18 protein-coding genes and 1 tRNA gene are annotated in these 24,916 nt (G+C 39.9%); 4 read left to right on the top strand and 15 right to left on the bottom strand.

Features of this window, described 5'->3' with window-relative positions:
* Positions 1 to 30: 30 nt before the first annotated feature.
* Positions 31 to 2,733: a magnesium-translocating P-type ATPase gene (mgtA, locus tag PROVRUST_RS04360; RefSeq protein ID WP_006813500.1), complete on the top strand. Its 2,703-nt coding sequence runs from the start codon at positions 31 to 33 to the stop codon at positions 2,731 to 2,733.
* A 47-nt stretch (positions 2,734 to 2,780) separates the two neighbouring features.
* On the opposite strand, the gene PROVRUST_RS04355 is transcribed toward mgtA, so the two are convergent.
* A complete protein-coding gene (locus tag PROVRUST_RS04355; protein WP_006813499.1) occupies positions 2,781 to 3,506 on the bottom strand; it encodes a type III secrection system effector, WxxxE family in 726 nt (241 codons plus the stop codon).
* A 158-nt stretch (positions 3,507 to 3,664) separates the two neighbouring features.
* Positions 3,665 to 3,976: a DUF5339 domain-containing protein gene (locus PROVRUST_RS04350; protein WP_006813498.1), complete on the bottom strand. Its 312-nt coding sequence runs from the start codon at positions 3,974 to 3,976 to the stop codon at positions 3,665 to 3,667.
* 1,022 nt (positions 3,977 to 4,998) lie between these two features.
* Between PROVRUST_RS04350 and fliZ the strand changes: the two genes are divergently transcribed.
* Positions 4,999 to 5,511, top strand: coding sequence for a flagella biosynthesis regulatory protein FliZ (gene fliZ, locus PROVRUST_RS04345; protein WP_006813497.1), 513 nt, complete (start codon positions 4,999 to 5,001; stop codon positions 5,509 to 5,511).
* Between the two features lie 356 nt (positions 5,512 to 5,867).
* Here fliZ and putA read toward each other — a convergent pair whose 3' ends face one another.
* On the bottom strand, positions 5,868 to 9,851 hold the full coding sequence (putA, locus tag PROVRUST_RS04340; RefSeq protein ID WP_039854267.1) for a trifunctional transcriptional regulator/proline dehydrogenase/L-glutamate gamma-semialdehyde dehydrogenase: 3,984 nt from the start codon (positions 9,849 to 9,851) through the stop codon (positions 5,868 to 5,870).
* Positions 9,852 to 10,344: 493 nt separating this feature from the next.
* Between putA and putP the strand changes: the two genes are divergently transcribed.
* Positions 10,345 to 11,829 carry a sodium/proline symporter PutP gene (gene putP / locus PROVRUST_RS04335; RefSeq protein WP_006813494.1) on the top strand — a complete coding sequence of 495 codons (1,485 nt, stop codon included), beginning with the start codon at positions 10,345 to 10,347 and terminating at the stop codon, positions 11,827 to 11,829.
* 87 nt (positions 11,830 to 11,916) lie between these two features.
* Here putP and cycA read toward each other — a convergent pair whose 3' ends face one another.
* Positions 11,917 to 13,317 carry a D-serine/D-alanine/glycine transporter gene (cycA, locus tag PROVRUST_RS04330; protein ID WP_006813493.1) on the bottom strand — a complete coding sequence of 467 codons (1,401 nt, stop codon included), beginning with the start codon at positions 13,315 to 13,317 and terminating at the stop codon, positions 11,917 to 11,919.
* Between the two features lie 255 nt (positions 13,318 to 13,572).
* Here cycA and PROVRUST_RS04325 point away from each other — a divergent pair.
* Positions 13,573 to 13,648: transfer RNA gene (locus tag PROVRUST_RS04325), tRNA-Lys, on the top strand.
* A gap of 642 nt (positions 13,649 to 14,290) precedes the next feature.
* Here PROVRUST_RS04325 and PROVRUST_RS04320 read toward each other — a convergent pair.
* From PROVRUST_RS04320 to PROVRUST_RS20680, 11 genes are all read right to left on the bottom strand, one after another.
* Positions 14,291 to 15,115, bottom strand: a complete 825-nt coding sequence (locus PROVRUST_RS04320; protein WP_006813492.1) for a hypothetical protein — start codon at positions 15,113 to 15,115, stop codon at positions 14,291 to 14,293.
* 526 nt (positions 15,116 to 15,641) lie between these two features.
* Positions 15,642 to 17,318 carry a hypothetical protein gene (locus tag PROVRUST_RS04315; RefSeq protein ID WP_006813491.1) on the bottom strand — a complete coding sequence of 559 codons (1,677 nt, stop codon included), beginning with the start codon at positions 17,316 to 17,318 and terminating at the stop codon, positions 15,642 to 15,644.
* Positions 17,315 to 17,881: a baseplate complex protein gene (locus tag PROVRUST_RS04310; protein ID WP_006813490.1), complete on the bottom strand. Its 567-nt coding sequence runs from the start codon at positions 17,879 to 17,881 to the stop codon at positions 17,315 to 17,317. Before PROVRUST_RS04310 ends, PROVRUST_RS04315 begins: the two co-directional genes overlap by 4 nt.
* Positions 17,826 to 18,602: a hypothetical protein gene (locus PROVRUST_RS04305; RefSeq protein WP_248696621.1), complete on the bottom strand. Its 777-nt coding sequence runs from the start codon at positions 18,600 to 18,602 to the stop codon at positions 17,826 to 17,828. The genes PROVRUST_RS04310 and PROVRUST_RS04305 overlap by 56 nt, the downstream gene beginning before the upstream one ends.
* Positions 18,584 to 19,084 (bottom strand): tail fiber assembly protein, encoded by a 501-nt coding sequence (locus PROVRUST_RS04300; RefSeq protein ID WP_006813488.1) that lies wholly within the window; start codon positions 19,082 to 19,084, stop codon positions 18,584 to 18,586. Before PROVRUST_RS04300 ends, PROVRUST_RS04305 begins: the two co-directional genes overlap by 19 nt.
* Positions 19,071 to 20,552, bottom strand: coding sequence for a phage tail-collar fiber domain-containing protein (locus PROVRUST_RS20120; RefSeq protein WP_006813487.1), 1,482 nt, complete (start codon positions 20,550 to 20,552; stop codon positions 19,071 to 19,073). Before PROVRUST_RS20120 ends, PROVRUST_RS04300 begins: the two co-directional genes overlap by 14 nt.
* 12 nt (positions 20,553 to 20,564) lie before the next feature.
* Positions 20,565 to 21,182: a phage tail protein gene (locus PROVRUST_RS04285; RefSeq protein WP_006813486.1), complete on the bottom strand. Its 618-nt coding sequence runs from the start codon at positions 21,180 to 21,182 to the stop codon at positions 20,565 to 20,567.
* A complete protein-coding gene (locus PROVRUST_RS04280; protein WP_006813485.1) occupies positions 21,169 to 22,359 on the bottom strand; it encodes a baseplate J/gp47 family protein in 1,191 nt (396 codons plus the stop codon). The genes PROVRUST_RS04285 and PROVRUST_RS04280 overlap by 14 nt, the downstream gene beginning before the upstream one ends.
* Positions 22,352 to 22,684 carry a DUF2590 family protein gene (locus tag PROVRUST_RS04275; protein WP_006813484.1) on the bottom strand — a complete coding sequence of 111 codons (333 nt, stop codon included), beginning with the start codon at positions 22,682 to 22,684 and terminating at the stop codon, positions 22,352 to 22,354. Before PROVRUST_RS04275 ends, PROVRUST_RS04280 begins: the two co-directional genes overlap by 8 nt.
* Positions 22,677 to 24,776: a phage tail tape measure protein gene (locus PROVRUST_RS04270; protein ID WP_006813483.1), complete on the bottom strand. Its 2,100-nt coding sequence runs from the start codon at positions 24,774 to 24,776 to the stop codon at positions 22,677 to 22,679. Before PROVRUST_RS04270 ends, PROVRUST_RS04275 begins: the two co-directional genes overlap by 8 nt.
* Positions 24,773 to 24,913: a DUF6890 family protein gene (locus PROVRUST_RS20680; protein ID WP_410431436.1), complete on the bottom strand. Its 141-nt coding sequence runs from the start codon at positions 24,911 to 24,913 to the stop codon at positions 24,773 to 24,775. The genes PROVRUST_RS04270 and PROVRUST_RS20680 overlap by 4 nt, the downstream gene beginning before the upstream one ends.
* Positions 24,914 to 24,916 lie beyond the last annotated feature (3 nt).

Genomic DNA, 24,916 nt, shown 5'->3' with positions numbered 1-24,916 from the left:
GCACTTTAATGCTGAATTAGAGATAACGTTATGACTGAAATAAGGCAACAGCGCAAAAGCGTAAAAACTTCCGCGCGTCAAAAATTCATTGTTGGTGAACAAGCCAATAAAAATATCGAACAGGTTTTAAACGAATACCAAACTAATCTATTAGGTTTATCCGAAAGTGAAGCATTGGATCGTTTAGTATATGAGGGGGAGAATGAAGTTGCCCATGAAAAGGCACCTCCTGCATGGAAACAGTTAGTAGCCTCGTTCAAAAATCCCTTTATTTTCGTGCTCATCATATTAGCCATCGTCAGTTTTTTCACTGACTATTTGATACCTGAACGACAAGGAGAGGAAACGGACTTAACGGGTGTCATTATTATTGTCACCATGGTTTTATTAAGTGGATTACTTCGTTTTTGGCAAGAATATCGAACTAATAAAGCCGCTGAAGCACTGAAATCTTTAGTGCGAACCACCGCAACCGTTTTCCGTAGAGATAGCAAAACGGGACGCTCAGTACGCAAAGAAATTCCTATCAAATGCCTAGTTCCGGGAGATATTGTTCTATTATCCGCTGGAGATATGGTTCCTGCAGACCTAAAACTGGTTGAATCTAGAGACTTATTTATTAGCCAAGCTATTTTGACGGGGGAATCCATTCCTGTTGAAAAATATGACACATTAGCAAATATTTCCGCAAAAAGTTTAGAGCCAGTATCCCCAACAGAAAATGAGTTATTGGAAATCTCAAATATCTGTTTAATGGGAACCAATGTGACGAGTGGAACCGCAAGAGGAATTGTCGTTGCTACCGGAGGAAAAACCTATTTGGGATCACTCGCTAAATCTATTGTTGGAACTCGGGCACAAACGTCATTTGACCGCGGTGTTAATAGTGTGAGTTGGCTGCTGATCCGTTTTATGGTTGTCATGGTACCCATTGTTTTATTAATTAATGGATTTACTAAAGGAGATTGGTTTGAAGCAACACTTTTCTCTCTTGCGGTTGCTGTGGGGCTAACGCCAGAAATGTTACCGATGATTGTGAGTTCGAACCTTGCAAAAGGGGCGATAGCAATGTCCAAACATAAAGTCATAGTAAAAAGATTAAATGCTATCCAAAATTTTGGCGCTATGGATGTGCTGTGTACCGACAAGACAGGAACATTGACTCAAGATAAAATTATTCTTGAACACTATCTTGATAGTCATGGGCTGAAAGATAGTAAAATCCTCCAATTAGCTTGGTTGAATAGCTTCCATCAGAGTGGCGCCAAAAATATGATGGATCAAGCTATTATTCGGCGGGGGCATGGTAATGACAAAATTGAACAATTGAAAGCCTATCAAAAAATTGATGAGCTACCTTTTGATTTTATTCGTCGAAAATTATCGGTCACAGTAAAAACCCCGGAAGGTAATGCGCTATTAATTTGTAAAGGTGCGGCTGAGGAGATGTTGTCCGCGTGCCAACATTACCAGCAAGATGGAAAAACAATTTTGTTGGATGACCATGCTAGAGCAAAGATTAGTGAACTTGTTAGTGATTATAACAAACAAGGTTTCCGTGTATTACTCTTGGCGACTCGATATTTAAATCAGGCAGAAGCATGCTTACCTTTATCCGCTCAAGCAGAACAACAACTTGAATTACAAGGTATTCTTACTTTTTTAGATCCCGCAAAGGAGAGTGCAATTTCTGCAATTGCGGCTCTAAGAGAAAATGGCGTTACGGTTAAAGTGTTAACGGGTGACAATGCGGTAATCACTGAAAAAATTTGCCATGATGTTGGACTCAATGTTGATGAAATCATGACAGGGCTTGAAGTTGAAGCTATGAGTGATGATGAACTGAAACAAAAAGTTGAACAGGTTTCTGTATTCTGCAAGTTAACTCCGTTACAAAAATCACGCATTCTTAAGCAATTACAAGGTAATGGACATACCGTTGGCTTTTTAGGGGATGGCATTAATGATGCACCAGCATTACGTGATGCTGATGTGGGTATTTCCGTGGATACCGGCACTGATATTGCTAAAGAATCTGCGGATATTATTTTGTTAGAAAAGGATTTAATGGTACTTGAGCAAGGAGTGATTAAGGGAAGGGAAACCTTTGGAAATATTATTAAGTATTTGAATATGACAGCAAGCTCTAATTTTGGAAATGTATTTTCAGTCTTAGTTGCTAGCGCATTTATTCCATTTTTACCTATGCTTGCTATCCATTTGTTAGTTCAAAATCTGTTGTACGATATGTCCCAGTTAGCATTACCTTGGGATAAAATGGATAAGGAATTTTTGAAACGCCCGCGCAAATGGGATGCACAAAATATTCGGCGCTTTATGATCTGGATAGGGCCAACATCCTCTATTTTTGACATCACGACGTTTGCATTGATGTGGTATGTTTTCCAAGCCAATAGCGTTGCTCATGAGGCACTCTTCCAGTCGGGGTGGTTTGTTGAAGGGCTATTATCACAAACACTCGTTGTTCATATGTTACGGACACAAAAAATTCCATTTATTCAGAGTACTGCTGCATTACCGGTATTACTGGCTACGGGGATTATTATAGCGTTAGGCTTATATATACCATTTTCATCATTTGGTGAAATGATAGGATTACAGCCATTACCTATTGAATATTTTCCATGGCTAGTTTTAACACTGGTGAGTTACTGTGTGGTTGCTCAGCTAATGAAGCAATATTACATTAAACGTTTTGGTACGTGGTTGTAATATAAAATAGGGCGTTATGATGTAGAACGCCCCATTGATAGATGAGATTAGAGCATTATTGTTTTACCACTGGATGGCAATTTGTAGTGTGCTTTCCAGTGGTCATATTTCATCTGATCCATTGATTTGTCAAATAGTCGCAGTGATGTTAATTCTGTTGCCAAAACACTGATTTCTCTTAATGGTAGTTCTGGAAATAAAGTTTGGCATAACTCGTTGTTGATAGCTTCGATTATATAGTTAGTTACATATCTGACACTTTTGGTGTCAGATATTTTGTTCTGTTGAATCAATAGGGTGGTTATTTCTTTTATTCGAGAATTATTACGTAGCACATGTTCGAGTGATTTTTGTGCCGCATTTTTGTTAAACTGATATTCACCAAATTGTAAATTCCCTTTGATTTCATTGAAAATATTTATTTTTTCTTGAAGACTTAATCGAAACTTCATATCTTGGTTTGAACTAATAAAAGCGTCTATTACGGCATCAAATGCTTGGTTAAATGTTGCTGATAGCTGTACGACTCTTTCTTGCTCTTTCCAGTGTGCGATAGCTTGAGTATCTTTAGGATTTGATTTTTGTACGGCTTTCAGTACGTCAGACATAAGTATTGCTTTATTTATTGAAATACTCTGTTTATTAACGGTAAATGAAATAAATTTATTAGAAACATTCAATAATTTTTGGCTTAGTTGACCATATTCTTTTTTTATTTCAACTTTTGAGGTTATTTGAATTGGCTTTGTTGCTTTGATGCTTGAGGTAAACATTCAATTTCCTTTTTAAATGTATTTTTTATGACTATAAAAAAAACGGACTTAATGTGCTTTCAAAAAACACGTAGGAAATTGAATTTTAAGAAAATAACTACGTTAGAAATAAAAAAAGAGCCATAAATGGCTCTTTTTAGATCACAGAAAAGGGGCTATTATTGCAGGCCCATCGCTGTTTTCATTTGTTTCATTGCATCGATGCCTTGCTGGCAAGCTTGGTCTTGTTGCTCTTTAGGTAAAGCTGCAACTTGTTTTTTTCCTTCTTCCAACTGGCCTTTCATCGCATCTAACTGCGCTTTGGCTTGTGGGTTTTCAGATGCTTTAGAAATTAAGCTATCAACTTCAGCGAAGTAAGCATTACAGGTTTCAGTTGCACCGGCAACTTGACCTTTTTTATCTTCTTCTGAACATGCAGTGATTGTTAATGCCAATAGACCCATACCACAAGCTAAAATTATTTTTTTCATAATTAACCTTAATAGAATATTTTATTTATATAGCTAATTAAGTATATAAGAGAAGATTTTATTATCAAACGTAACAAATCCTAAAAGTATAATATTCAAATAATTCATATGGTTACTTATTAAATGGGGATGTCACTTCAGATAATGGGTAATCCGAATAAGATTAATTGATTTAATACTAAAAAATAAATGAGGGGGATAAAAATAGATATTTATCGCAATAATAATAAGTAAATAATCATATTCCTTTGAATGATAATGATACAAATCTAACCAGGGTGCAGCATAAAATGCTACATACTGAGTACGCCATTATGGATACTTATGTTAGGTAAAAGTGACTAATTTTTTAATGGAAGATTCAAAGATAGAGATTGTTATAACTTTTCTAATGATGTTAATAACTTTTTTTCATATACAACGTAAATAATTAAAAATAGCGGACATTGTAAAAAATAATTTACACCTCAATTATAAAACTAGCTTATCAGATATTTGTAGAATTAATGGCTGTACATTTAAACTGCGATTATAGAATTGAAAGGTGAGGCATGTCACAAATTTATCAATAAAACCTTTTTATCTATATAATATTGATTTTTAAATTAAATTTCCTTTGTATGAAAGAGGGGTTATCAGGTAAAGTCTCTGCTTCTAAGTCTTTCATGGGTAATATATTTAGTTTTTCGACCACAAAAAGTTGCTTTTATAGTTAACAATAATTAGGTTAATCAGGTTGACGCTATGCTAAATTTACCCTAAAAATTACTCTTCATAGAAATTCGCCAAAGTGTTTTAGACAGGTTAGAATGCTTCGTACAAAGGGAAATAAATTTTCTTACACGACATTCCTAGATGGATTAACCTCCTAAACGGAAAGTAAGGAAAGGAGATATGGGTATTACTCGTATCTTGATATGCAACATAGCTAGAAACCAATAATGCTATGGGCATGATATGTATGTAACCTGAGTTATCTTGTTACTTTTTATTTTTATAATTACACACAGGGCTTTACCATTATGTCTGCTTCTATTGTAAAGAAACGGCCGTTGAGTCGTTATATTAAAGATTTTAAACACAGCCAAACGCATTGTGCTCATTGTAATAAAACTCTGGACCGAATCTCTTTAGTTTTCAACGATGCTATCTTGAATAAAGAAGCTATTGCTGAAATGACGGAATTGGTTGATGAGTCAACATGGAATGAACTACAAGGTAAATTTACGGCACTTTGCCGTTTTTGTAGTGAAATTTACTGTAATAGCAATACTGATTATTTCGACATTATGTCTTTCAAACAGTATCTATTCTTGCAAACCGAGATGAGTCATAGCACTGTTCGCGAGTATGTTGTTCGCCTGCGCCGCTTAGATGAACTACTCTCTTCATCTAACTTTTCTATGAAAGGTTTTACTGCAAGTAAAGTACAAGAACAGTTAAGTGATAAAATGACTGATTCTGCATTTAGCAATTACAATATTGCACTGCGTAAGTATGAACAATACTTAAGCTGGCAGTCTGCAAGTAACTAATAATAGCTAAGACGATTAAGTGTAGTTATTTATACGTACACGTTTAAATCAGATGATAATGAAATAGGTGCCCAAATAGGCACCTGTTATTTTTTGTAGCGAATAAAGTATATTAGATATAAATTATACAATTATAGATTTAATTTTATTCAACTGTTATAGATGAATAAAAAATACTTAAATAGTATTAAATAAAGTAAGTAAATTAATTTTATAGATAATAAAAAATAGAAAAATAAAAATAGTAGTGAATTGAGTGGTAAGCAGATAAATAAAAGGAATATGGCAGCATAAAATGAAAAGATGTAATAAAAGTCTGAGCCCAAAGGTAGCTTGAGCTCAGACTTTTTTGCATTTTATCCGATAGTCATCAGGCTTGCATTACCTCCCGCCGCAGCGGTATTTACGCTCAGCGAGCGTTCATGAACTAAACGCTCAATCAGTAAGTTTGTTTCACCGCGTTCGAAGCCTTGTACGGAAATAATTGGTCCTTTCCGCTTAGCGATAGTTTCACAGACGTGTTTAAGTTGATCACAATCACCGTGGTAAATAACGCCCTCGATGGATTCAACATAATTTTGCCAATCTTTTGTGAAAGCGATAGTTTTACGAACCTTTTCTGGCAGCGACTTAAATAGTTTTTGGTGTAATTCACTATCAGACCACAGAGTCTGGCACCCACTGGCAAGAACAGCAGCAAGCTGAATTAAACAATCTCGCTCGTTATCACTGAGGCATAATATGGTGCCTCGAGGACGTAAGGTATAAGTGTTCCTTTCTCCCGTAGGTCCCGGTAACAGGCGGGATGTCCCAGCTTGAGTTAAACGTGCAAATTGCTCAATGATAGCTTGATCAATCCCAATTTGCTGTTTTTGTACCCATTCGGAGAATGCTTCAAATGGTGCTAATAACTCAGTTCGAGCACTCGCATCCATTGGTAGATGATTATCTTGTTGCTCTAGTGTTTTGCAGATGGCATTTTCTGGACGTTCACTCAGTAAACGGTATAAATATAGAGGGCCTCCCGCTTTGGGTCCCGTACCAGAAAGGCCTTCACCACCAAAAGGTTGTACACCAACAACAGCACCCACCATATTACGGTTAACATACAGGTTGCCTACTTTGGCTTTAGCGACGACTTTATTGATGGTTTCATCAATACGAGTATGTACACCCAATGTTAATCCATAGCCCGCTTCATTGATTTGATCAACGAGCTGCCCTAGCTCATCTCTTTTAAAGCGAACCACATGCAGAACAGGACCAAAAATTTCTTTTTTTAACTCGCCAATATTATCGAGTTCAATTAGGGTTGGCTTGACATAGGTTCCTTCAGCTTGCTCTTGCTGATCTTGGCTATTATCAAACGCCGCTTGGAATACCATCTTGCCTTTGCTGCGCATTTGTTGGATGTGTTGCTCGATATTTTCTTTCGCTTCACTATCAATGACCGGACCAATATCCGTAAAAATATGCTCTGGATTGCCCATACGACACTCTTCCATCGCACCTTTAAGCATACGAATGGTACGTTCTGCAACATCTTCTTGGACGCATAAAATGCGTAAGGCAGAACAACGTTGTCCAGCACTATCAAATGCAGAAGCCACAACATCAGTAACGACTTGTTCTGTTAATGCAGAAGAATCGACGATCATGGCGTTTAAGCCACCCGTCTCTGCAATTAATGGAGTAGGGCGACCTTGGGCATCTAAGCGCCCAGCAATATTACGTTGAAGTAAACCAGCAACTTCCGTTGACCCCGTGAACATAACCCCACGAACACGCTGATCACCGACTAATTTTGCTCCGATAGTTTCCCCTTTGCCCGGCAAAAACTGTAAAACTTCTCGAGGGATCCCCGCTTGGTGCATGATAGCGACAGCAATTGCACCAATCAGTGGTGTTTGCTCTGCGGGTTTAGCTAAGACCGTATTACCTGCCGCCAGTGCAGCCGCAATCTGTCCTGAGAAAATGGCCAGAGGGAAGTTCCAAGGGCTAATACATACAACCGGACCAAGGGGACGATGGGTATTATTATCGAAATCTTCGCGGACTTGTGTTGCGTAGTAATTTAAGAAATCAACAGCCTCTCTGACTTCGGCAATGGCATTGGCATAAGTCTTACCTGCTTCACGGACGAGAACATCTAATAAAGGTTGTAATTGTTGCTCCATGATGTCAGCTGCACGTAATAAAATAGCTGCACGTTCCGACGGCGGTGTAGCAAACCAAATTGCACCAGCATCGGTTGCCATATTCAACGCATGCTCAGCTTCTTGTTCTGTTGCTTCTCGTACTTTACCTACAATATCGCGAGAACATGCCGGGTTAATTACAGATATTGCATCTGGAAGCGGTTGCTCACTCGTGAAGTTACCGCCGAGTAGCGGTTCTGCTGTTTTATCTTGTGCTGCCGAATTAAGTAGGGCACTCGACAAAGAGGCTAGGCGATGCTCATTGGACAAATCAAGCCCCATGGAGTTGACGCGTCGAGAACCGTACAAATCTCGTGGTAATGGAATTTTGGGATGTGGTAAACCAATTTGTCCTTCCACTTTTGAAAGCTCACGGACATCTTTGACTGGGTCGGCAACCAATTCATCTAAAGGAATTGTGGCATCCGCAATTCGGTTTACAAAAGAGGTATTAGCCCCATTTTCTAAGAGTCGACGCACTAAGTAAGCTAGCAGGGTTTCATGGGTTCCCACTGGTGCATAAATGCGGCAAGGGCGGTTGAGTTTGCCATCAGCGACTTTTCCAACCACTTGTTCATACAGCGGTTCGCCCATTCCATGTAAACATTGGAACTCATATTGACCTGGATAGTAGTTTTTACCTGCTAATTGGTAGATCGCAGAGAGAGTGTGCGCATTGTGGGTCGCAAATTGTGGGTAAATTAAATTAGGGACAGAAAGTAATTTGCGAGCACAAGCTAGGTAAGAGACGTCGGTATAAACCTTGCGTGTATAAACAGGGTAGCCTTCAAGGCCGTCAACCTGAGCACGTTTAATCTCACTATCCCAATAAGCGCCTTTTACTAAACGGATCATCAGTCGGCGTTGGCTACGCTCAGCTAAGTTAATAATCGAGTCGATAACAAATGGACAGCGTTTTTGGTAAGCCTGAATTACAAAGCCAATTCCGTTCCAGCCTGCTAATTTAGGTTCAAAACACAGTTTTTCTAGTAGATCTAAAGAGATTTCTAAACGGTCGGCTTCTTCTGCATCAATATTAATTCCAATATCATATTGGTGAGCTTGTAAAACTAATGAGAGCAAGCGTGGGTAGAGTTCATCCATCACACGGGAATATTGCGCTCGGCTGTAACGAGGATGTAGTGCCGATAATTTAATTGAAATTCCTGGGCCTTCATAAATTCCGCGGCCGTTAGAAGCTTTGCCTATGGCGTGGATGGCTTGCTGGTAAGACACCATATAATCTTGGGCATCTTTTTCAGTCAAGGCCGCTTCGCCGAGCATGTCATAGGAATAACGGAATCCTTTATCTTCTAATTTACGCGCATTGGCGAGAGCTTGGGCGATGGTTTCACCCGTAACAAATTGTTCGCCCATCAGGCGCATTGCCATATCAACCCCTTTACGCACCAGCGGCTCACCACTTTTACTAATGATGCGATTTAACGAGGTTGATAACTTGGCTTCATTGTGGGTAGAAACCAATTTACCGGTAAATAATAGCCCCCAAGTTGCAGCATTCACAAACATAGAGCTGCTTTGACCAACGTGGGATTGCCAGTTACCCGTACTGATTTTATCGCGAATTAAGGCATCACGCGTGGCTTTGTCAGGGATACGTAATAACGCTTCGGCGAGGCACATCAGCGCCACACCTTCTTGAGATGACAGTGAGAACTCTTGTAATAACCCTTGAACTAAGCCAGAACGCCCAATTCCATTTTTTTGATTGCGTAATTTCTCAGCGATAGAATAAGCCAGCTTATGGGCTGCTTCTGCTTGCTCTGGCGGTAATTCCGCTTGTTGCAATAACATCGGTACCGCTTGAGTTTCAGGGGTGCGATAGGCAGAGGTAATTGCCGAGCGTTTCACTGACTGAGGCAAAATATGCTCTGCGAACTCAAGGAATGGCTGAAAACTGGATTCACTTTGCGAAATTTCATCAGCAGATTGGCTATCTTTTGTATCCAAAACTGTTGATAATTCAGGTATAATTTGGTCGTTATCGAGTTGCTCTAAATAATTATAAATAGCTTGTTTAATAAGCCAATGCGATGTGCGATCAAGACGTTGAGCGGCTGCTTTAATGCGGTCGCGAGTTTCTTCATCAAGTCTCACACCCATAGTTGTTGTGCTACTCATCTTAATTCCTTCCGTTTCACTGATGTTAAATATCAATAGTTACACACCATTATGATGATGTTGCAACTTTGTGCAACATTGTTGGCGTGCTATGTGAAAAATATGTGAAACAACGCTTGTTTTTATGATGGATTAATAGCGAAGAGGAATGGGGATATATTAATTTCTTTATATATCATTGGGATGTATTTAATCTTTAATATGTTGGAAGTTAATCAGTTAATTGAATATTTAACTTAAAAGTTTAACATTTGTGATGTGGCTTCTATTTATTGAATAAAAAATAGTTAATTTCTTGTTAAATTTAACTGAGTCTGTCTAGCATGATGTGGCAAGGTTATTTAGTTATTGCAACGCAAACAATCACAATATTACAGGGTGTGCGCCACAATTAATTGAATTTGTGCAACTAAGTGCAGCACCTAAGACCAGAAAGTTATCAGAGAAAATTATAAAGATAACTAAAAATTAAGACGTACTATGGAGACGACGGATGACTGTAAGCACTCCGATGATCATTATGTTCATCGTATACATTACCGGCATGTTATTAATTGGCTACTTAGCCTATCGTTCAACGAAAAACTTTGATGATTATATCTTAGGGGGGCGAAGTTTAGGCAGTGTAGTTACCGCATTATCTGCGGGCGCTTCTGACATGAGTGGTTGGCTTTTAATGGGCTTACCGGGCGCAATTTTTCTTTTAGGGATCTCAGAAAGTTGGATTGCGATTGGTTTGTGCTTAGGCGCATATCTTAATTGGTTGATTGTTGCCGGTCGTTTACGGGTACAAACAGAAAAAAACAATAATGCGCTAACATTACCGGATTATTTCACGAGCCGTTTTGAAGATAACAGTAAGATTCTACGCATTATTTCAGCGGTGGTTATTTTAGTTTTCTTCACCATTTATTGTGCTTCAGGTGTGGTCGCTGGCGGATTATTATTTGAAAGCACCTTTAACATTAGCTATGAAAAAGCACTGTGGTTGGGGGCATTAGCCACTATCGCGTATACTTTCCTCGGTGGCTTTCTTGCCGTCAGTTGGACAGATACAGTGCAGGCTTCATTGATGATTTTTGCTCTGATTTTAACTCCCGTTGTCGTGATTCTGTCTATGGGGGGGCTTGATACCTCGATTGCAGTGATTAAAGCTAAAAATCCTGAATATCTCGATATGTTTAAAGGGATGAATTTTGTTGCCATCCTTTCTTTACTTGGATGGGGATTAGGTTATTTTGGGCAGCCACATATTTTAGCTCGCTTTATGGCCGCTGATTCTCACCGTACGATCCGTTCAGCAAGACGTATTAGCATGACATGGATGGCGCTGTGTCTATGTGGAACGATTGCAGTAGGCTTTTTTGGTATCGCTTATTTTGAAAATAACCCTCAGCTCGCGGGTTCTGTTATGAAAAATAACGAGCGAATTTTCATGGAATTAGCGGGTCTTTTATTTAACCCATGGATTGCTGGAATTTTACTTTCTGCGATTTTAGCTGCCGTCATGAGTACGTTGAGTTGTCAGCTACTAGTTTGTGCAAGTGCTTTGACTGAGGACTTATATAAACCATTCTTCCGTAAGTCCGCTAGCCAAAAAGAGTTAGTATGGGTTGGTCGCGGGATGGTGTTATTAGTGGCTGCTGTCGCCATCTATATTGCACAAGATCCAAATAATAAAGTATTAAGTTTGGTGAGTAATGCGTGGGCCGGATTCGGAGCCGCATTTGGTCCCGTTGTTTTGATGTCGGTAACATGGAAGCGAATGACTCGCTGGGGTGCGCTGGCCGGAATGATCGTCGGTGCGGTAACCGTTTTAGTGTGGATGAAATATAAATGGTTTGATTTGTATGAAATTATTCCTGGCTTCATCCTTGCAACAATTGCTATTACGGTCGTAAGCTTGATAACGAAAGCACCGAGTGCAGCCGCACAAGCTCGTTTTGAAGAAGCGGAAGCTGAGTATAAACAGAAGTAATTGACGAAAGTCACAATCTAAAATAAAGAAGGCTGGAAGGAAATATTCCCTCCAGCCTTTTTCTTTATATAGTGAGTAAGGTATGCGTTATTGAATTTTACGACGCTTTACAATTTGGTATCCAATAAACAGAATAATAAACCACAGTGGAGTCGCGATTAAAGCTTGTCGAGTGTCATGCTGGAATGCCAGTAAGATCACCATAAACGCAAAAAAGACTAAACTGACCCATGACATCACGATACCTAATGGCATTTTATAATGGGATGATTCATGCTTTTCTGGGCGGTTTTTCCTAAAGTTCAAATAGCTAATGAGGATCATGCTCCAGATAAACATAAATAGGATGGCGGATACTGTTGTGACTAAGGTAAACGCATGCATGATATCGGGAATGAAGTAGATAAGTACAATACCGAAACTGAGGCAAATACAGGTAAATATTAACCCTGTTGCAGGCACCGCTTTTTTCGATAATTGACTAAATTGTTTTGGAGCATCCCCTTCTTTAGATAACCCAAATAGCATGCGGCTGGTGGAGAATACGCCACTATTTGCAGATGAAGCAGCAGAAGTTAAAACCACAAAGTTCACAATACTCGCCGCTGCTGGAAGACTGATCAGGACGAACATTTCAACAAAGGGACTCTTATCCGCCAGAATGGTTCTCCATGGTGTCACTGCCATAATGACAATTAATGATAAAACATAGAAGGCGATAATGCGGATTGGAATCGCATTGATTGCTTTTGGTAAGGATTTTTCAGGATCGCGGGTTTCGGCAGCAGCAGTTCCGACTAATTCAATGCCCACGAATGCAAATATGGCAATTTGGAACCCAGCAAAAAAGCCACTAATTCCCATTGGAAACATACCACCATCATTCCAAATATTACTTAATGACGCAGTATGCCCTGTGGGGGACTGGAAATTCATGGCAATCAATGTACCGCCAACGGCAATTAATGCCACAATAGCGATGATTTTTATCATGGCAAACCAAAACTCTAGCTCACCAAACAATCTGACTGAAACAAGATTCAGTGTCAGCAGGGTGATAACACAGATAAAGGATGTCACCCATTCTGGATAATTGGGAACCCAGAAACTGACGTACGCGGTTATCGCGATAATATCTGCTATTCCAGTAATTACCCAGCAGAACCAGTAAGTCCAGCCAACAAAAAATCCAGCCCAAGGTCCAATCAAGTCGGCCGAGAAATCGCTGAAAGATTTATAGTCAAGGTTGGATAGGAGTAGCTCACCCATTGCCCGCATAACGAAAAACAGCACAAAGCCGATAATCATATAGACAAAGATAATTGACGGCCCTGCTAGGGAAATGGTTTTACCCGAGCCCATAAAAAGGCCTGTTCCGATGGCTCCACCAATCGCAATTAATTGGATATGACGATTACTGAGACTACGTTTTAATTGGTTTCGGTCAGTAGAGGGCCGAGAGGTGTTTGTAGGTGCATTTTCTTCCATACTGTTATTTATCCGATAGTGATTATGATGTTAGCCAATGCTATTTTTTTAAGTTTTTGGCGGTGTTTGCGTGAAATATTGTGACATAAATCTCAATTGGAGTAAGAAAAAATTCACTGACAATCGGGAGTATGATTGTTAATAAAGCGATTATTCTCTTAAATTTAACATTGATAACTAAAAATTAACCTAAAGAATAAAAATAGCAGAATATTATTGACTGTACCAAATGTGAGGCGTTAAATAATTCTATTCGGGCTGTTAGCTCAGTTGGCAGAGTAGGCGACTCTTAATCACTCGGTCTGGGGTTCGAGCCCCCAACAGCCCACCAAATTATATCTATTAAATCATTGCGTTAAGTTGCTTTTAATATGGTTTCTTTTTTGTATGTAAAAATAAATGGCAGCAAAATGGCAGCAAAATTTTACAGTTGTCATTAATTTAACAAATTTCTGTATATGAACAATTCGAAGCAATTATTAAATACTGTTCCATTTCATATGCCTATATGTGTAAACCTCAAAGGTAACTTTTTGTTAGTCTGTAAAAAAGTCGGCGTGAATCAAATGAGCCGAAATACTTTTTGGTGAATCCATCAAGCCTTGTAAAGGCGCTATACTACCCCCCGTTGCGAAGCTTAAATTGGCGGAAAAAGTTATAAGGATGATTAAAAATATTTAATCAAAAACGTAATGTCAGAATCAATGTTGATGTAAATGAAAGTTGTCTATTTAATAGGTTACTCAGAGGAGGAAGTAATTCGTGTGATTGAAATTAGTGATAGCATTTGAGGTACTAAGTGAGATAATGAAGAATAAAATTAAGTATTTCTATTTGACACAATTCATTTTATTTGTATAAAAACAGCCTTTTGATATAAAAGGCTGGATATAGTGTTATTTTTATCTAATTTAGATTTTTTATTACCTACTATTGAACCTGCTATTTGAAGTTTTATTTCATAAACTAAATTCTATTTACTTTTTATTGGATAGCTCACAATAGCTTGAGAACTATTCAGCATATACATATTATCGTTTTCTAAACTGATGAAAGGAAAATCAACAAAATCAAGGTTTTTTGCAGATAAATCTAAGGATAAGTAATTCATGCCTAAATTATATTTAAGTGCATTCGCAGGATATATACCTTTATCTTTTTCAGTAATTAAAAATGCAATCGGATAAAATGCTAAAAGGCTGATTAATGCAAAATGACCTTTATTATAAAAGTTTACTAGTTTGGCACTAACATGTCGCTCTCTTGGATAAAACCAATAATAAATATCATGAGTATCATTAATTGCAGTGTCATCACCTAAAACAAAACGCTTTAATGGCGAGAAATATGTTGAAATGCCATCTTGTGATTCACATTCTTTTGGTGTTGTGGCAGATAATATATGTCCTATCATTGCTCGAGCATATGCAATAGAGTTAAATTTTATTGATACAATATTACTAGGATAATTTGTATAATAAAAAAAAGCAGATATATTTTTTGTAAGTATTTCATTAACTCTAGCTACTTCCATATCGCAAAGCCCAATTTTTTGACTATTACAATCTTTACATAGCGTTCTAAACTTACTTCCATTTGTAGAATGAGCACCTTTTAGAGATGCTTTTTTTAAACCTATCATTTCAGTAACATGTTTTTGTTCTATTTTGGTGACAGTAATTGCTCCAAGAGGAGGAACATGATCATAGGTTAACTTTGAATAACTATCACATATTACACAGTATCCTTCTGGTTTCGAAGTTTGTAGCTCTTTTATCCTTTCTGATATTTTACTCACAATGTAATCCTAAATGATGATTTATTACTTCATCCTATTTCAATTTTTCAATTTACTCAACTCTATGAGAGTCTTAGTTTTTTTTAATTATGTAACTTTCCGTTATGTATTATAAAACACACTAAAAATAGAGACTATATACATTTTCAATGTGTTATGTTTTTTTTCAATCCAGTTGGTGATCTAAAAACTGAAATCTATTGAAATTTTTTTCACACATTTCAGTTTGAGGTCTTCGGCAAGTCCCTAGTATTGGAGGGGCTTGGCAATATGTTTTGGAAAATTTAAAAACTGAAATAATTTTATGATCCAAAACGCGCAGGCGGGTGCGGTGTAGTTCGGTTTACGTGGTGAAATCGTTTATTTCGTGGGACGTATGATTCACCAGTGGAATACAACAGGCATGATCAAGATTGATTGATGCGTTTCGCTATGTGGTTATTTGTGCGCTTAGAATGGTGCTTAGACAGTTTTATGGCGGGAATAAAAAAGCCCACAAGATGTGGGCAAAGAATGGACGATAACTTTATTGACCAATGATAGGCGAATATTTGTTTTTCAAACTAGCTGACTTGGTACCAGTGCCTTTAATTGCTGCTGAGTTAGTTGGTGCTCCAGTGTTACTGTGATTATGGTTAGCCGTAAGCTCAGCTAGTTCACTCACCACATCTAACGTATCTAACATGAGTTGCGCTACATTGACTTGCTGGCTTCCTATCCAAACTACAGGCGCAATGATGTGTTGTTGTGCCCCTGCGATGCTTTGCTTTATCTGCCCAACTTTCTCTATAAGCTTTTGGCTAATCTCGATAGTGGCATTCTGGCCAACATCAACAGTCATATCTTTTTCAACACTCGCAACATAGTTTGCTGACGTGGCGATAGAATAGTCCCCCTCAGATAATTGCTGGATTGCCCCGGCTAACAATTTTCTGGTGCCTAGAACGGTTAACGTGTCCGTAGCTTGTACTGTCGTTTCCCGTACAACTAACTCGCGTTGCTCTTTATCCGCTTTAATCGTGCGTAGCATTGATGACTCATTGATACTTTGGTCTGTTTCACGGTTCCAACTACCGTCGGGCGTTACGCGCTGAAAAACTTCTTTTCGTTGCTGCTGCAATTGCTCTTCTGGTTGGATATCCGGCAACGTATTATTTTGACTTAGCGTTTGTCTAATAAACGGTTTATCTGGTCTTCCCCCTTCAAAAGCAATCTCGACCAGTGAGCCTTCAGGAGGAAACTGAAATAATCCGCTTTCAGTTCCTGCCATGGGTAATGGCAATGGAACTGCTTTATAAATGGGCGCGGCGGACTCTTTGCCATCACTATCAAGTAGCTGCACATCTACCGCATACTTCGGTCTGAATGGATCAGATATATCACCCGCTTTCACTGATTCACTTGGCGAGACAATTCTGGCAAATTTCGGTAAATGTAAGCCTGCGGACAATTCAGGATAGGCTTTATCCATTTGATTTTGAATCGGACTTTTATTTTCAGCCTTGCCCGTTAATGGGTTTCTGACTTCCCAATGCAGTGTGATGTCGTCATTTTCAATCTGAATTTTATTAATACGCTTATCGTTGACCACAGTGCCTGCTCGTAAAGCAGGGATTAACGGGTAAGTGGCACTATTGCCTGCGGATTGTTTCTTTGAAAATTCAGCGGGTATTTGATGATTATCATCTTTAAACATTGAATCAGCCCAACTTCCGGTAAAGACTTTGCCATCAGGCAGTTGATACCACACATAATCAGGAATACTAAAAACAGTCCCTAAATTGGCTAATAACTGAAATCCCGTGCCGTTATGCGTAAAGTGTGGAATTGGCGTATTAATATATTTCGCTTCGGGCAAAATAAACGTCAACCCGCTATTTTCTTGCAGATAATCTGTAATGATTTTTAGTGTAGGGTGCTGGAAAGAGCATGGCCACATTTTATCAAACACTGCCACTAACTCCCGAACAAATAACTTTTGAAAGCCGTTATCAGCAGGTTGTGAGCGTTCAACATATCCCGTGAAATAGCGATATAATGAATCCGTGTAGCCAGTATCAAACCGAACTAATTTTCCGGTGTAATCTGTTTCCGTTTCTACCGTTAAAAAACCACGACCACAGGCTGATAATTCAAGCATAATTTTAGCATCAACAATATGCACCTCATCATTGGACAAATAGCATCGATTAATGGGCTTCATGAGTTCCCCCAATCATCAATGGGTTTTAATACCGTCCGTTCAAACCATGTTAATTCATCTTTTTCTTCTTTAGATGCTGCAATAGGGGCTTTAGGATTGCCTGTTTGTTTTTTAGCTTGCACTTGACTGGCGGCTCGAATGTCTTTTTTCTCCGAAACAGACAAATGTTCTCTTAATGTAAAAGTGATTTGCCACGCCATTTGACCATCGATTTCGCTCGCGTCAATATTTCCAGTAAAGGTGCCGAGACGAAAATTAATCGCTTTGGCGGTGTGATTGGCAACTCGATAACGTTTCAATTTACCGTTCTCTTTAGCTTCAGCAAGGGCAAATAAGCGAGTTAATACTTTATGGTCAGTGAAATTAATCACGCCCGTAACTCGCAGTTCTTTGGGCTTGATACCTTGCTCAGCAACGGCTGTACTGGAGGTTTGTCCTGACTGATCTTTATCTTGGAATTGCACCGATGGGTTAACTTTAATATTTTTTAACGGGATGGCTTCACCATCAAGTGCGAATGTGATTGTTTGATTCTGAGGTGTTGGTTGGTTTTGCGGGTTCATGAAGCATTCCCTTTAGTGACGATAGTTCGCTCCCTGCGAACAGTGTTGCTAATGTCAAAATTGCATCTGGTTCAGGGATTTCTTTTTGCAAGTGTTCCGCAAGATAATCTCCTGTACCAAATCCAGTAAAACTCCAAATAATAGTGGATTTTCCTAATAAATCGGCAAGCTTATTACCAATGTCCTTAAGTGCGGTTTCTCTCGTGGACTTAAATCTAGACATCGCTGATTTCATGGCATCGATACTACTTACACTTCCCGCGCTGTTTTTGGCGAGCTCTATCAATTGGGCATTCATTGTGGCGCGACTATTGGTTGTTGATAGTGTTTGCGGTTTAGGTAACCCTCCAAATTGAGCTCCCGGTAACTGCATTTTTGTTACTTGCAAGTTTGCCGCCGTTTTTGCCATACGCTCAACTTGCGCAAAAACAGGCAATGGAAATACAGCCGAGAATAGCTGTAATAAATTCATGAATTCGGCCTGCGTTTTCGCGCAAACCATCATGACAACAATGTCTATTTCTCCTGCGCCAACGAGTTTTTTAGCTATGTGTTTAATCGCATTGGTTGGGCTTAAATAGCTACCAGTCTCTGTTCTTTGTCCTAGCCCATAGACAAAGGGATGTGCTTGTACCATAGAGCACGTTGTCCCCGACATTGTCGGAGACATTTTCATTACGGATTTACGCCATGTTGGATGGATTAAGGTTTCACTGGCCATTCGATATCCGGAGCTGTTGATGTGTCAATTCTATTTAGTTGAATTCGATAAACCTTCCATTCTTTTAGTTTCTCTATCTCCTCATCTGTTGCTAGGCCTAAATCAATAGCATCTTGAAGTGTATCAATAATATTACCTGCTTCTGCCAATAGTATTTTTTTTTGAGCTTCATTTTGTAACGCATTTATTTCATTTTTTGTCTGATATTCAAATAGTTGTCCATTTTTAACTCTATGAATATCAATATCAACCTCAGTCTGAGGATCTAATTCTAAAATATAAGCACCCTCCGGATAGAGCATTGATACATCGTGATGCATTGATGTAATGACTCCATCATCATCATATAAAATCTTGAGAGTATTATTTTTAAAGTTAGCCTGCTGCTTGTACCAATCTCCGTCTACATTCCTTAAATAAATGACATTTGAGTAATGTTCTTCTTCTGGAATATATCGTTCAAATTTCTTAGTTAGTGACATTAACCCATGCTCCATTGACCAACATTTGTAAACTTGCTGCTCTTAATCGATCACACCATACATCTCCTGGCCCACCATTTTTATTTCTCATTCCTACAATAAATTGATCTGTTGGGAATGTTGACCATCCACTGTATCCCATAGCAACTTCTACATAGGCAGAGATCCGAAATATTTTATTATTAACTGAGGTTACTATTTTATTATCAACCTCTGCTTTCGTGTACGCACCAACATCACTAGCGCTTAATGTGATATCTACACTTAACGGTTTATTATTCACTTTTCGTGTACTAGGAACCCGCCCATTGGCGTTGTTATTCGCGTTGGTTGCTGCCGTATTTGCGGCATTGGCTGTTACCTGCGCATCGGTGCCAGCTTTTTTCGCATCAGCCACCTTGGTATCTGTTTCTACCTTGGTATAGGCTCCAACATCTCCCGCTGACAATGAGATATCTGTACTTAAAGGCTTGTTATTAACTTTCCGTGTACTAGGAACTCGTCCATTGGCGTTATTATTAGCAATATCAAATTTCTCATTAAGTACGGCGTTAGTCGCATAGTCACCTTTATCTTGCTTTCTATTCAAACCATCATTGACTTTTTTATTAAGCTCATCAATCAACTGGGTACTTAATGCCCCTTTAGGTCGCAAGTCTTTCACGTTTCCCGATGCATCAATACTCGCAATAGCAAATACTTGATGAGAAAATCCGGCTATATCAACATAATTACTTAACGTTGCGGCTTCTGTAATTTTAATAACCGTGTTCCACTGACTTGAAATATTCCCTTGATATGAAAAGTCAGCGTAGATTTTCGTGTTTCTAAGCCCATTTAAAATTTGGTTTTTCTCAAGCTGCCCACGTAACCCGCCAACATAGCCCAACCCTTTTTTAATTGTATATTGCTCACCATTTCGGGTGACTTCAAAACCATCATCAAAGAATGCCGCCGCCCCGTAGTTATCTAAATTGATAAGGCGCTGCATTTCATCAATGCCAAAGAGACGTGCTGTAAAATCAATTTGCCACGTTTCGGCTGTTGTTTGGATTTGGGTTTCTGCGGCGGCGCCTTGGAATTCCAACAAAAATGAACGGGTTAATACGTTACCTTGCTGACCATTTTGAGTTTTTAATTTCTTTTGGGTTGGCGCATGCGTAATCATGGCAACCGTGCCTGATTCTTTATTTATCAAACCAATCCAGTTGAAATCAAAGTTACCCACGTCTGCCCCCAAGGTGACGCTATAAGCCACCGCATTTTCACTGGCTAACCCCGCTTTATTCACAGCTTGGCGATGCACTATTTGATTTGTTGGCGGTAATGTTTCATTTCTATCGATAGGTTGTGTTGGGTCTAAATTGGGGACGTTCGCAAAAACGAACTCATCCAGCAAAACGGCTTTACCGTTTGCCGCTTCTTGTGCTTTCCAATTTTCGAAAGTTGTCGTAATCACTGAAGCCATGAATGTAATCCTTTACATTAATGATGCGCCAAAGGTTTCATTTGACGCAGTAATTTGTCCAATTCTGATAAATAATGGCTGGTTAGGAATGCTTGCGTGATAACAAACATAATCTGCTTCAACAAAACCCACACGCATTCCTAGATGATGTGCCGCCATCACTTCAAAGCGATAGCGTCGGCAGGTTCGCCCATACTGCCGAATAATTTGCAATAACAAATCAGGGTTATTCGCTATTTGCCCATCACTTACTCGTAAAATAATGACGTCCCAATCAATATCCGGTTGACGTTCGTTAATTTCGACATAACCCACGCCAAGGCGTTTAAAGATTTCAATAAAGCCTGCAACACTGCCGGAGTCTTTGGCGTTGATAAAGGCATATTTGACGCGCTTACGGTATAAATCTAACGGCTCATGATTAAACCGCTGAATATCTCGTTGATAAGCCAGTAAGTTCAATAATGGTTCGGTACAGGTTTCGGGATCTAACTGAGCCAATGGCCACGTTAACCAACCATAAATCATTTGCCAAAAACGCTTTGCCGCACGCAGTAGCGTGTCAGGTTCGCCTTTATTCATCCATGAGGGCAAAACCAGTCGTTTTAGTTTTTCTTTAAACTCGGCCATTGCGCACCTCAACCGTGAGAGTTTGCAATCGCGGCACACTTAATTCGCTGATAATATCTGACAAACTAAACTCAATAGAATCAATCACACTGAATTGTTTATGCAGTTCACGACCTAAGTTTGAGAACGAAAATCGCGAATATGGCCATGTTTTTTTGACGTCATAATTGGTATTTTCGCGAAAGGCGCAGCGTACTAAATCGCCTGCATCTTGTTTTAATTTTTGCAATTCTTCATGCGTGAAATTTTCAACACGGTGTACATATAACGTCATGGTTAATGCATGCTGAGTTTCGGGCATGGGAAAACATTGCAGGTCATCACCGTGTCCGTGGTGACCTTGTGTATTGACATAATCATTCACCTTGTCAATAAAGCTCTGGCTAGTGATACCGCTGTCCAATAACAAATAGGCGTTAGCCGTGCCTGCTCCTCGTGGCGCATCATGCAAAAAGAAAATGCGGTCAATACTTAATCCCACGACATTAGCAATCATCCCCCGGTAAACGGCATCGGTATGATAATTTCCGACTAAGTTATATTGGTTGCGGCAACGGTCACGTAAATCATCGTCACTTTCAGCATCGGCTCCGGGAACTAAAAGCCAGTTGTCTTCATTCTGAACACGCGCTATTCCAGTGATAGCGGAAGGCAAAATTCTAAAATACCCCGGTGCGAGGTTATAAGCGCCTCCGGCACTGTCAGCAATAACGGACACCAAAGTACTGTCGGCATCAATAGCGATGGTTTCAACGGTTTTTACGCAGTAAATTACCCCATTAATGCGCTCAGTTTGAATGAGCGTTCCAGCCGGAACAGTGACAACGCCTGCGCCCGCAGAACGATAAAAACGGATAGCGCCTTTGGCTTTTGTTGCAGGTTTACGCGTTAAATTGACACCCCATGCGAATACATCAAGCCACTTGCCTGATGCTGTTGCTAAGTACATATTTTTCAAGGTGACATTAATTAACGCATCCGTTAACCAGCGAACAGGGCGAGTCACTATTGTATTAATTAAACGCCAGAATGGAGACATATTCGACGTGTTAGTAATTAGTCCCTCATCGTGCACAATTTCTGCAAATCGCTGACTGATTTCATCTTCCGATATCGGCATGCCACTCTCACGTAATACTTGTTCATAGTCGATTTTGGGCATGTTTTCACTATTCATAACTCATCCCCAAACTGATGCGACCAAAATCATAAGTATCGGCTGTTATCCAAAGTCGTTTGGTGCTTTCTTCATCAATAACAATCGTGCCCGGAATTAATCGCTCATCACTTTCAACTAAGATTTCCATTTGTGTGCGAATATCAGCGCGTAATGTTGGGCTACGCTCTGCAACTAATTGTGTCGCGAGTCCACTTTCGATAATACGATGCGCCACATCTTGGGTGATTGACCGACGGTTATGACACAACTCCGGTTCATTACCGGAGTTCAATGTGAAATTTCGGTTTGTAATTAATAAATCAAAATAGAGTAAATTATCCATTTTCCAGCGCAGTCCATTCCGCTAAATCTGTTGGTGACATTCCGTTTGTCACCGTGATATTTACGTTATCAAAACGCCTACTGTTATCAACGCTTTGAGTTCGGTTATTACTGATTTGCCGACTAATACCGCCTTTTTCTATGCCCTTAAGTTGCCCACCAATTAATAACCCCGCCGCACTTGCTGGCGCGGGTGAACCGTCCACAGTCCCGGTGGATTGAGTTTCAATATTGACACCCGGCAAGTAATTTAGCAGGTCAATAATGCCGTTAAACGTTTGTGTGAATGAGGATTTGATGGTATCCCATGCCTGGAGGAACAAATCGACAACGCCATTAATCATGCCGTCAAAAGTGTCGCTTAAAGAGAAATTCTCCCACGTTCCCCATAACGCTTCCCATCCATCAGCAATTACATTCCATGCGGTGCTAAAGGCTTGGCTGATTAATTTGGACATCGCAATAATGGTTTTGAAAACGAGCGTATCGCTAAAATATGCTTTAAATTCAGCCCATTTTTGAACCATCCATGCCAAAGCTTGTGCAGCAACCAGCCCCACCATGCGAACCGCCATCGAAACCACGCTAAATGCTGTTGTATCCATAACGGTGGCTTTGACCGCATCCCAATGTTTAATCAGTTTGTAAATGCCATAAACCAATAAGGCGATTGCCCCAATCACCAAAAGAACAGGCAAGCTCATCCACGAAAAACTGATCCCCGCCGCCATTGCGGCAATACGCACCGCTAACAATGTGCCTCGGATAAATTTAAGTGCCGTATTCCATGCGAGTATTGCCCCTCGATAAAGCCAAATAGCGGCAGCCCCCATTTTTAAGACGCCAGTAAACACGCTCAGGATGATTTTTAATCCCATCATGATGAATTTGGATATTCCCATTACAATATTGGCAGCAGCACCGGCCGCCGCAAAACCAAGGATCCCCAGCGTGATATATCCCACCCAGCGAGCGATATTGGGGAAAAGCGTTAGCCAACGCACTAGTGTTTGCCCGCCCTCAGCCATTTTATTGACCAAAGGGGTGAGTACTGGCAAGAGTGTCATACCAATAGCGATGCGGATAGATTGCCAAATAGACATAAGCCGCTCCCACGGATTGGCTAATTTTGCAGCTTGTTCCGTGGTGCGTTTCATGCCATCACTGGCACCTAAGAAGCCAATATTTTTCCGTAAAATATCGACATTGCCGTAAAGCTGTTTAACCACCACGGCAGCGTCACCGAAAGCCGCCTCAATGTCTTTTTGGGCTTTCAAATTGCCTTCAATACTAGCTCCATATTTGGTTTGCAGTTTTTCCAGCATGTCGGGCATGGACAGCATTTGACCTGAAGCATTGACGAACGATAATCCGAGCTTTTGAGCACTGTCGGTAGCCGTTTTGAGAAAGGCTTCATATGCACCAGACGATTCTCCGCCAAGCGTTCGTTGCAATTCCCCCAATACGGCTAATTGTTCGTCAATACCAACGCCAAATTGCGTGCCAGCATTCTTAGCGCCCTCCATTAGCCCGGTGATTTCCGCCATGGATACGCCAAAGGTTTTGGACATGTACACGGCTTTTCCTGCCAAATCTTCAGCAAATTTTACGTGACCGATGGCGTTCGCTTGTTGTTCAAATTGGTTGAACATTTGCCCCATGTAAGCGGTCGCCTCTTCGGATGAGGTTTTTAAGGCGGCTGCTGTGGTGTTCGTAATACGGGTGAGTTGGGGTAGCTCTTGCTGAGAAACATGATTAATCGCTTTACTGATTGCGGTCGTGGAATTCACAAAATCAATTGACGACTTACCGTATTGAGACGCAAATTTCAGCGCATCTTTAGCAATTTTATCCATGACGCCATCATCAATACCTTGTAATGATGCACTCATCATCGCGTCATTCATTTCGATAGCAGGATCAAGAAGATTTTTAATTGACCAAAAAGTCCCCGCAAGACCAGCACCACCGACGGCAATATTACCGAATGCTATTTGACTCTTGTTAGCAAACGTAGAAACCGTTGACTGTACTTGTCGAATGGGTTTTGTGATGTTGTCGATAAGACTTAGCGTGAAATCAAGTTCCGTCATGATTCACCCTTAAAGGCTAATGCAATTCCATTTGCAACAGAAATTCGCATATTTTCTGCGTGTCGATTGTCCAACCAAATGGCGGCGGCGAGATTTTCCTCCGTGTCCGGCTCGTGGGGTAAATACCGCTGCCGCAGTAT

Source organism: Providencia rustigianii DSM 4541 (genome assembly GCF_000156395.1).
In the GTDB taxonomy this organism is placed as follows: domain Bacteria; phylum Pseudomonadota; class Gammaproteobacteria; order Enterobacterales; family Enterobacteriaceae; genus Providencia; species Providencia rustigianii.
This window is presented reverse-complemented; position numbering and strand designations above follow the sequence as displayed.

Excerpts from the sequence above, each read along its gene's own strand:
- cycA (WP_006813493.1), bottom strand. The coding sequence starts at position 13,317 with ATGGAAGAAAATGCACCTACAAACACCTCTCGGCCCTCTACTGACCGA.
- putP (WP_006813494.1), top strand. The coding sequence starts at position 10,345 with ATGACTGTAAGCACTCCGATGATCATTATGTTCATCGTATACATTACC.
- PROVRUST_RS04350 (WP_006813498.1), bottom strand. The coding sequence starts at position 3,976 with ATGAAAAAAATAATTTTAGCTTGTGGTATGGGTCTATTGGCATTAACA.
- PROVRUST_RS20120 (WP_006813487.1), bottom strand. The coding sequence starts at position 20,552 with ATGGCTTCAGTGATTACGACAACTTTCGAAAATTGGAAAGCACAAGAA.
- PROVRUST_RS04285 (WP_006813486.1), bottom strand. The coding sequence starts at position 21,182 with ATGGCCGAGTTTAAAGAAAAACTAAAACGACTGGTTTTGCCCTCATGG.
- PROVRUST_RS04275 (WP_006813484.1), bottom strand. The coding sequence starts at position 22,684 with ATGGATAATTTACTCTATTTTGATTTATTAATTACAAACCGAAATTTC.
- putA (WP_039854267.1), bottom strand. The coding sequence starts at position 9,851 with ATGAGTAGCACAACAACTATGGGTGTGAGACTTGATGAAGAAACTCGC.
- PROVRUST_RS04280 (WP_006813485.1), bottom strand. The coding sequence starts at position 22,359 with ATGAATAGTGAAAACATGCCCAAAATCGACTATGAACAAGTATTACGT.
- PROVRUST_RS04355 (WP_006813499.1), bottom strand. The coding sequence starts at position 3,506 with ATGTTTACCTCAAGCATCAAAGCAACAAAGCCAATTCAAATAACCTCA.
- PROVRUST_RS04305 (WP_248696621.1), bottom strand. The coding sequence starts at position 18,602 with ATGGCCAGTGAAACCTTAATCCATCCAACATGGCGTAAATCCGTAATG.
- PROVRUST_RS04300 (WP_006813488.1), bottom strand. The coding sequence starts at position 19,084 with ATGTCACTAACTAAGAAATTTGAACGATATATTCCAGAAGAAGAACAT.
- PROVRUST_RS04310 (WP_006813490.1), bottom strand. The coding sequence starts at position 17,881 with ATGAACCCGCAAAACCAACCAACACCTCAGAATCAAACAATCACATTC.
- PROVRUST_RS04270 (WP_006813483.1), bottom strand. The coding sequence starts at position 24,776 with ATGACGGAACTTGATTTCACGCTAAGTCTTATCGACAACATCACAAAA.
- PROVRUST_RS04315 (WP_006813491.1), bottom strand. The coding sequence starts at position 17,318 with ATGAAGCCCATTAATCGATGCTATTTGTCCAATGATGAGGTGCATATT.
- mgtA (WP_006813500.1), top strand. The coding sequence starts at position 31 with ATGACTGAAATAAGGCAACAGCGCAAAAGCGTAAAAACTTCCGCGCGT.
- fliZ (WP_006813497.1), top strand. The coding sequence starts at position 4,999 with ATGTCTGCTTCTATTGTAAAGAAACGGCCGTTGAGTCGTTATATTAAA.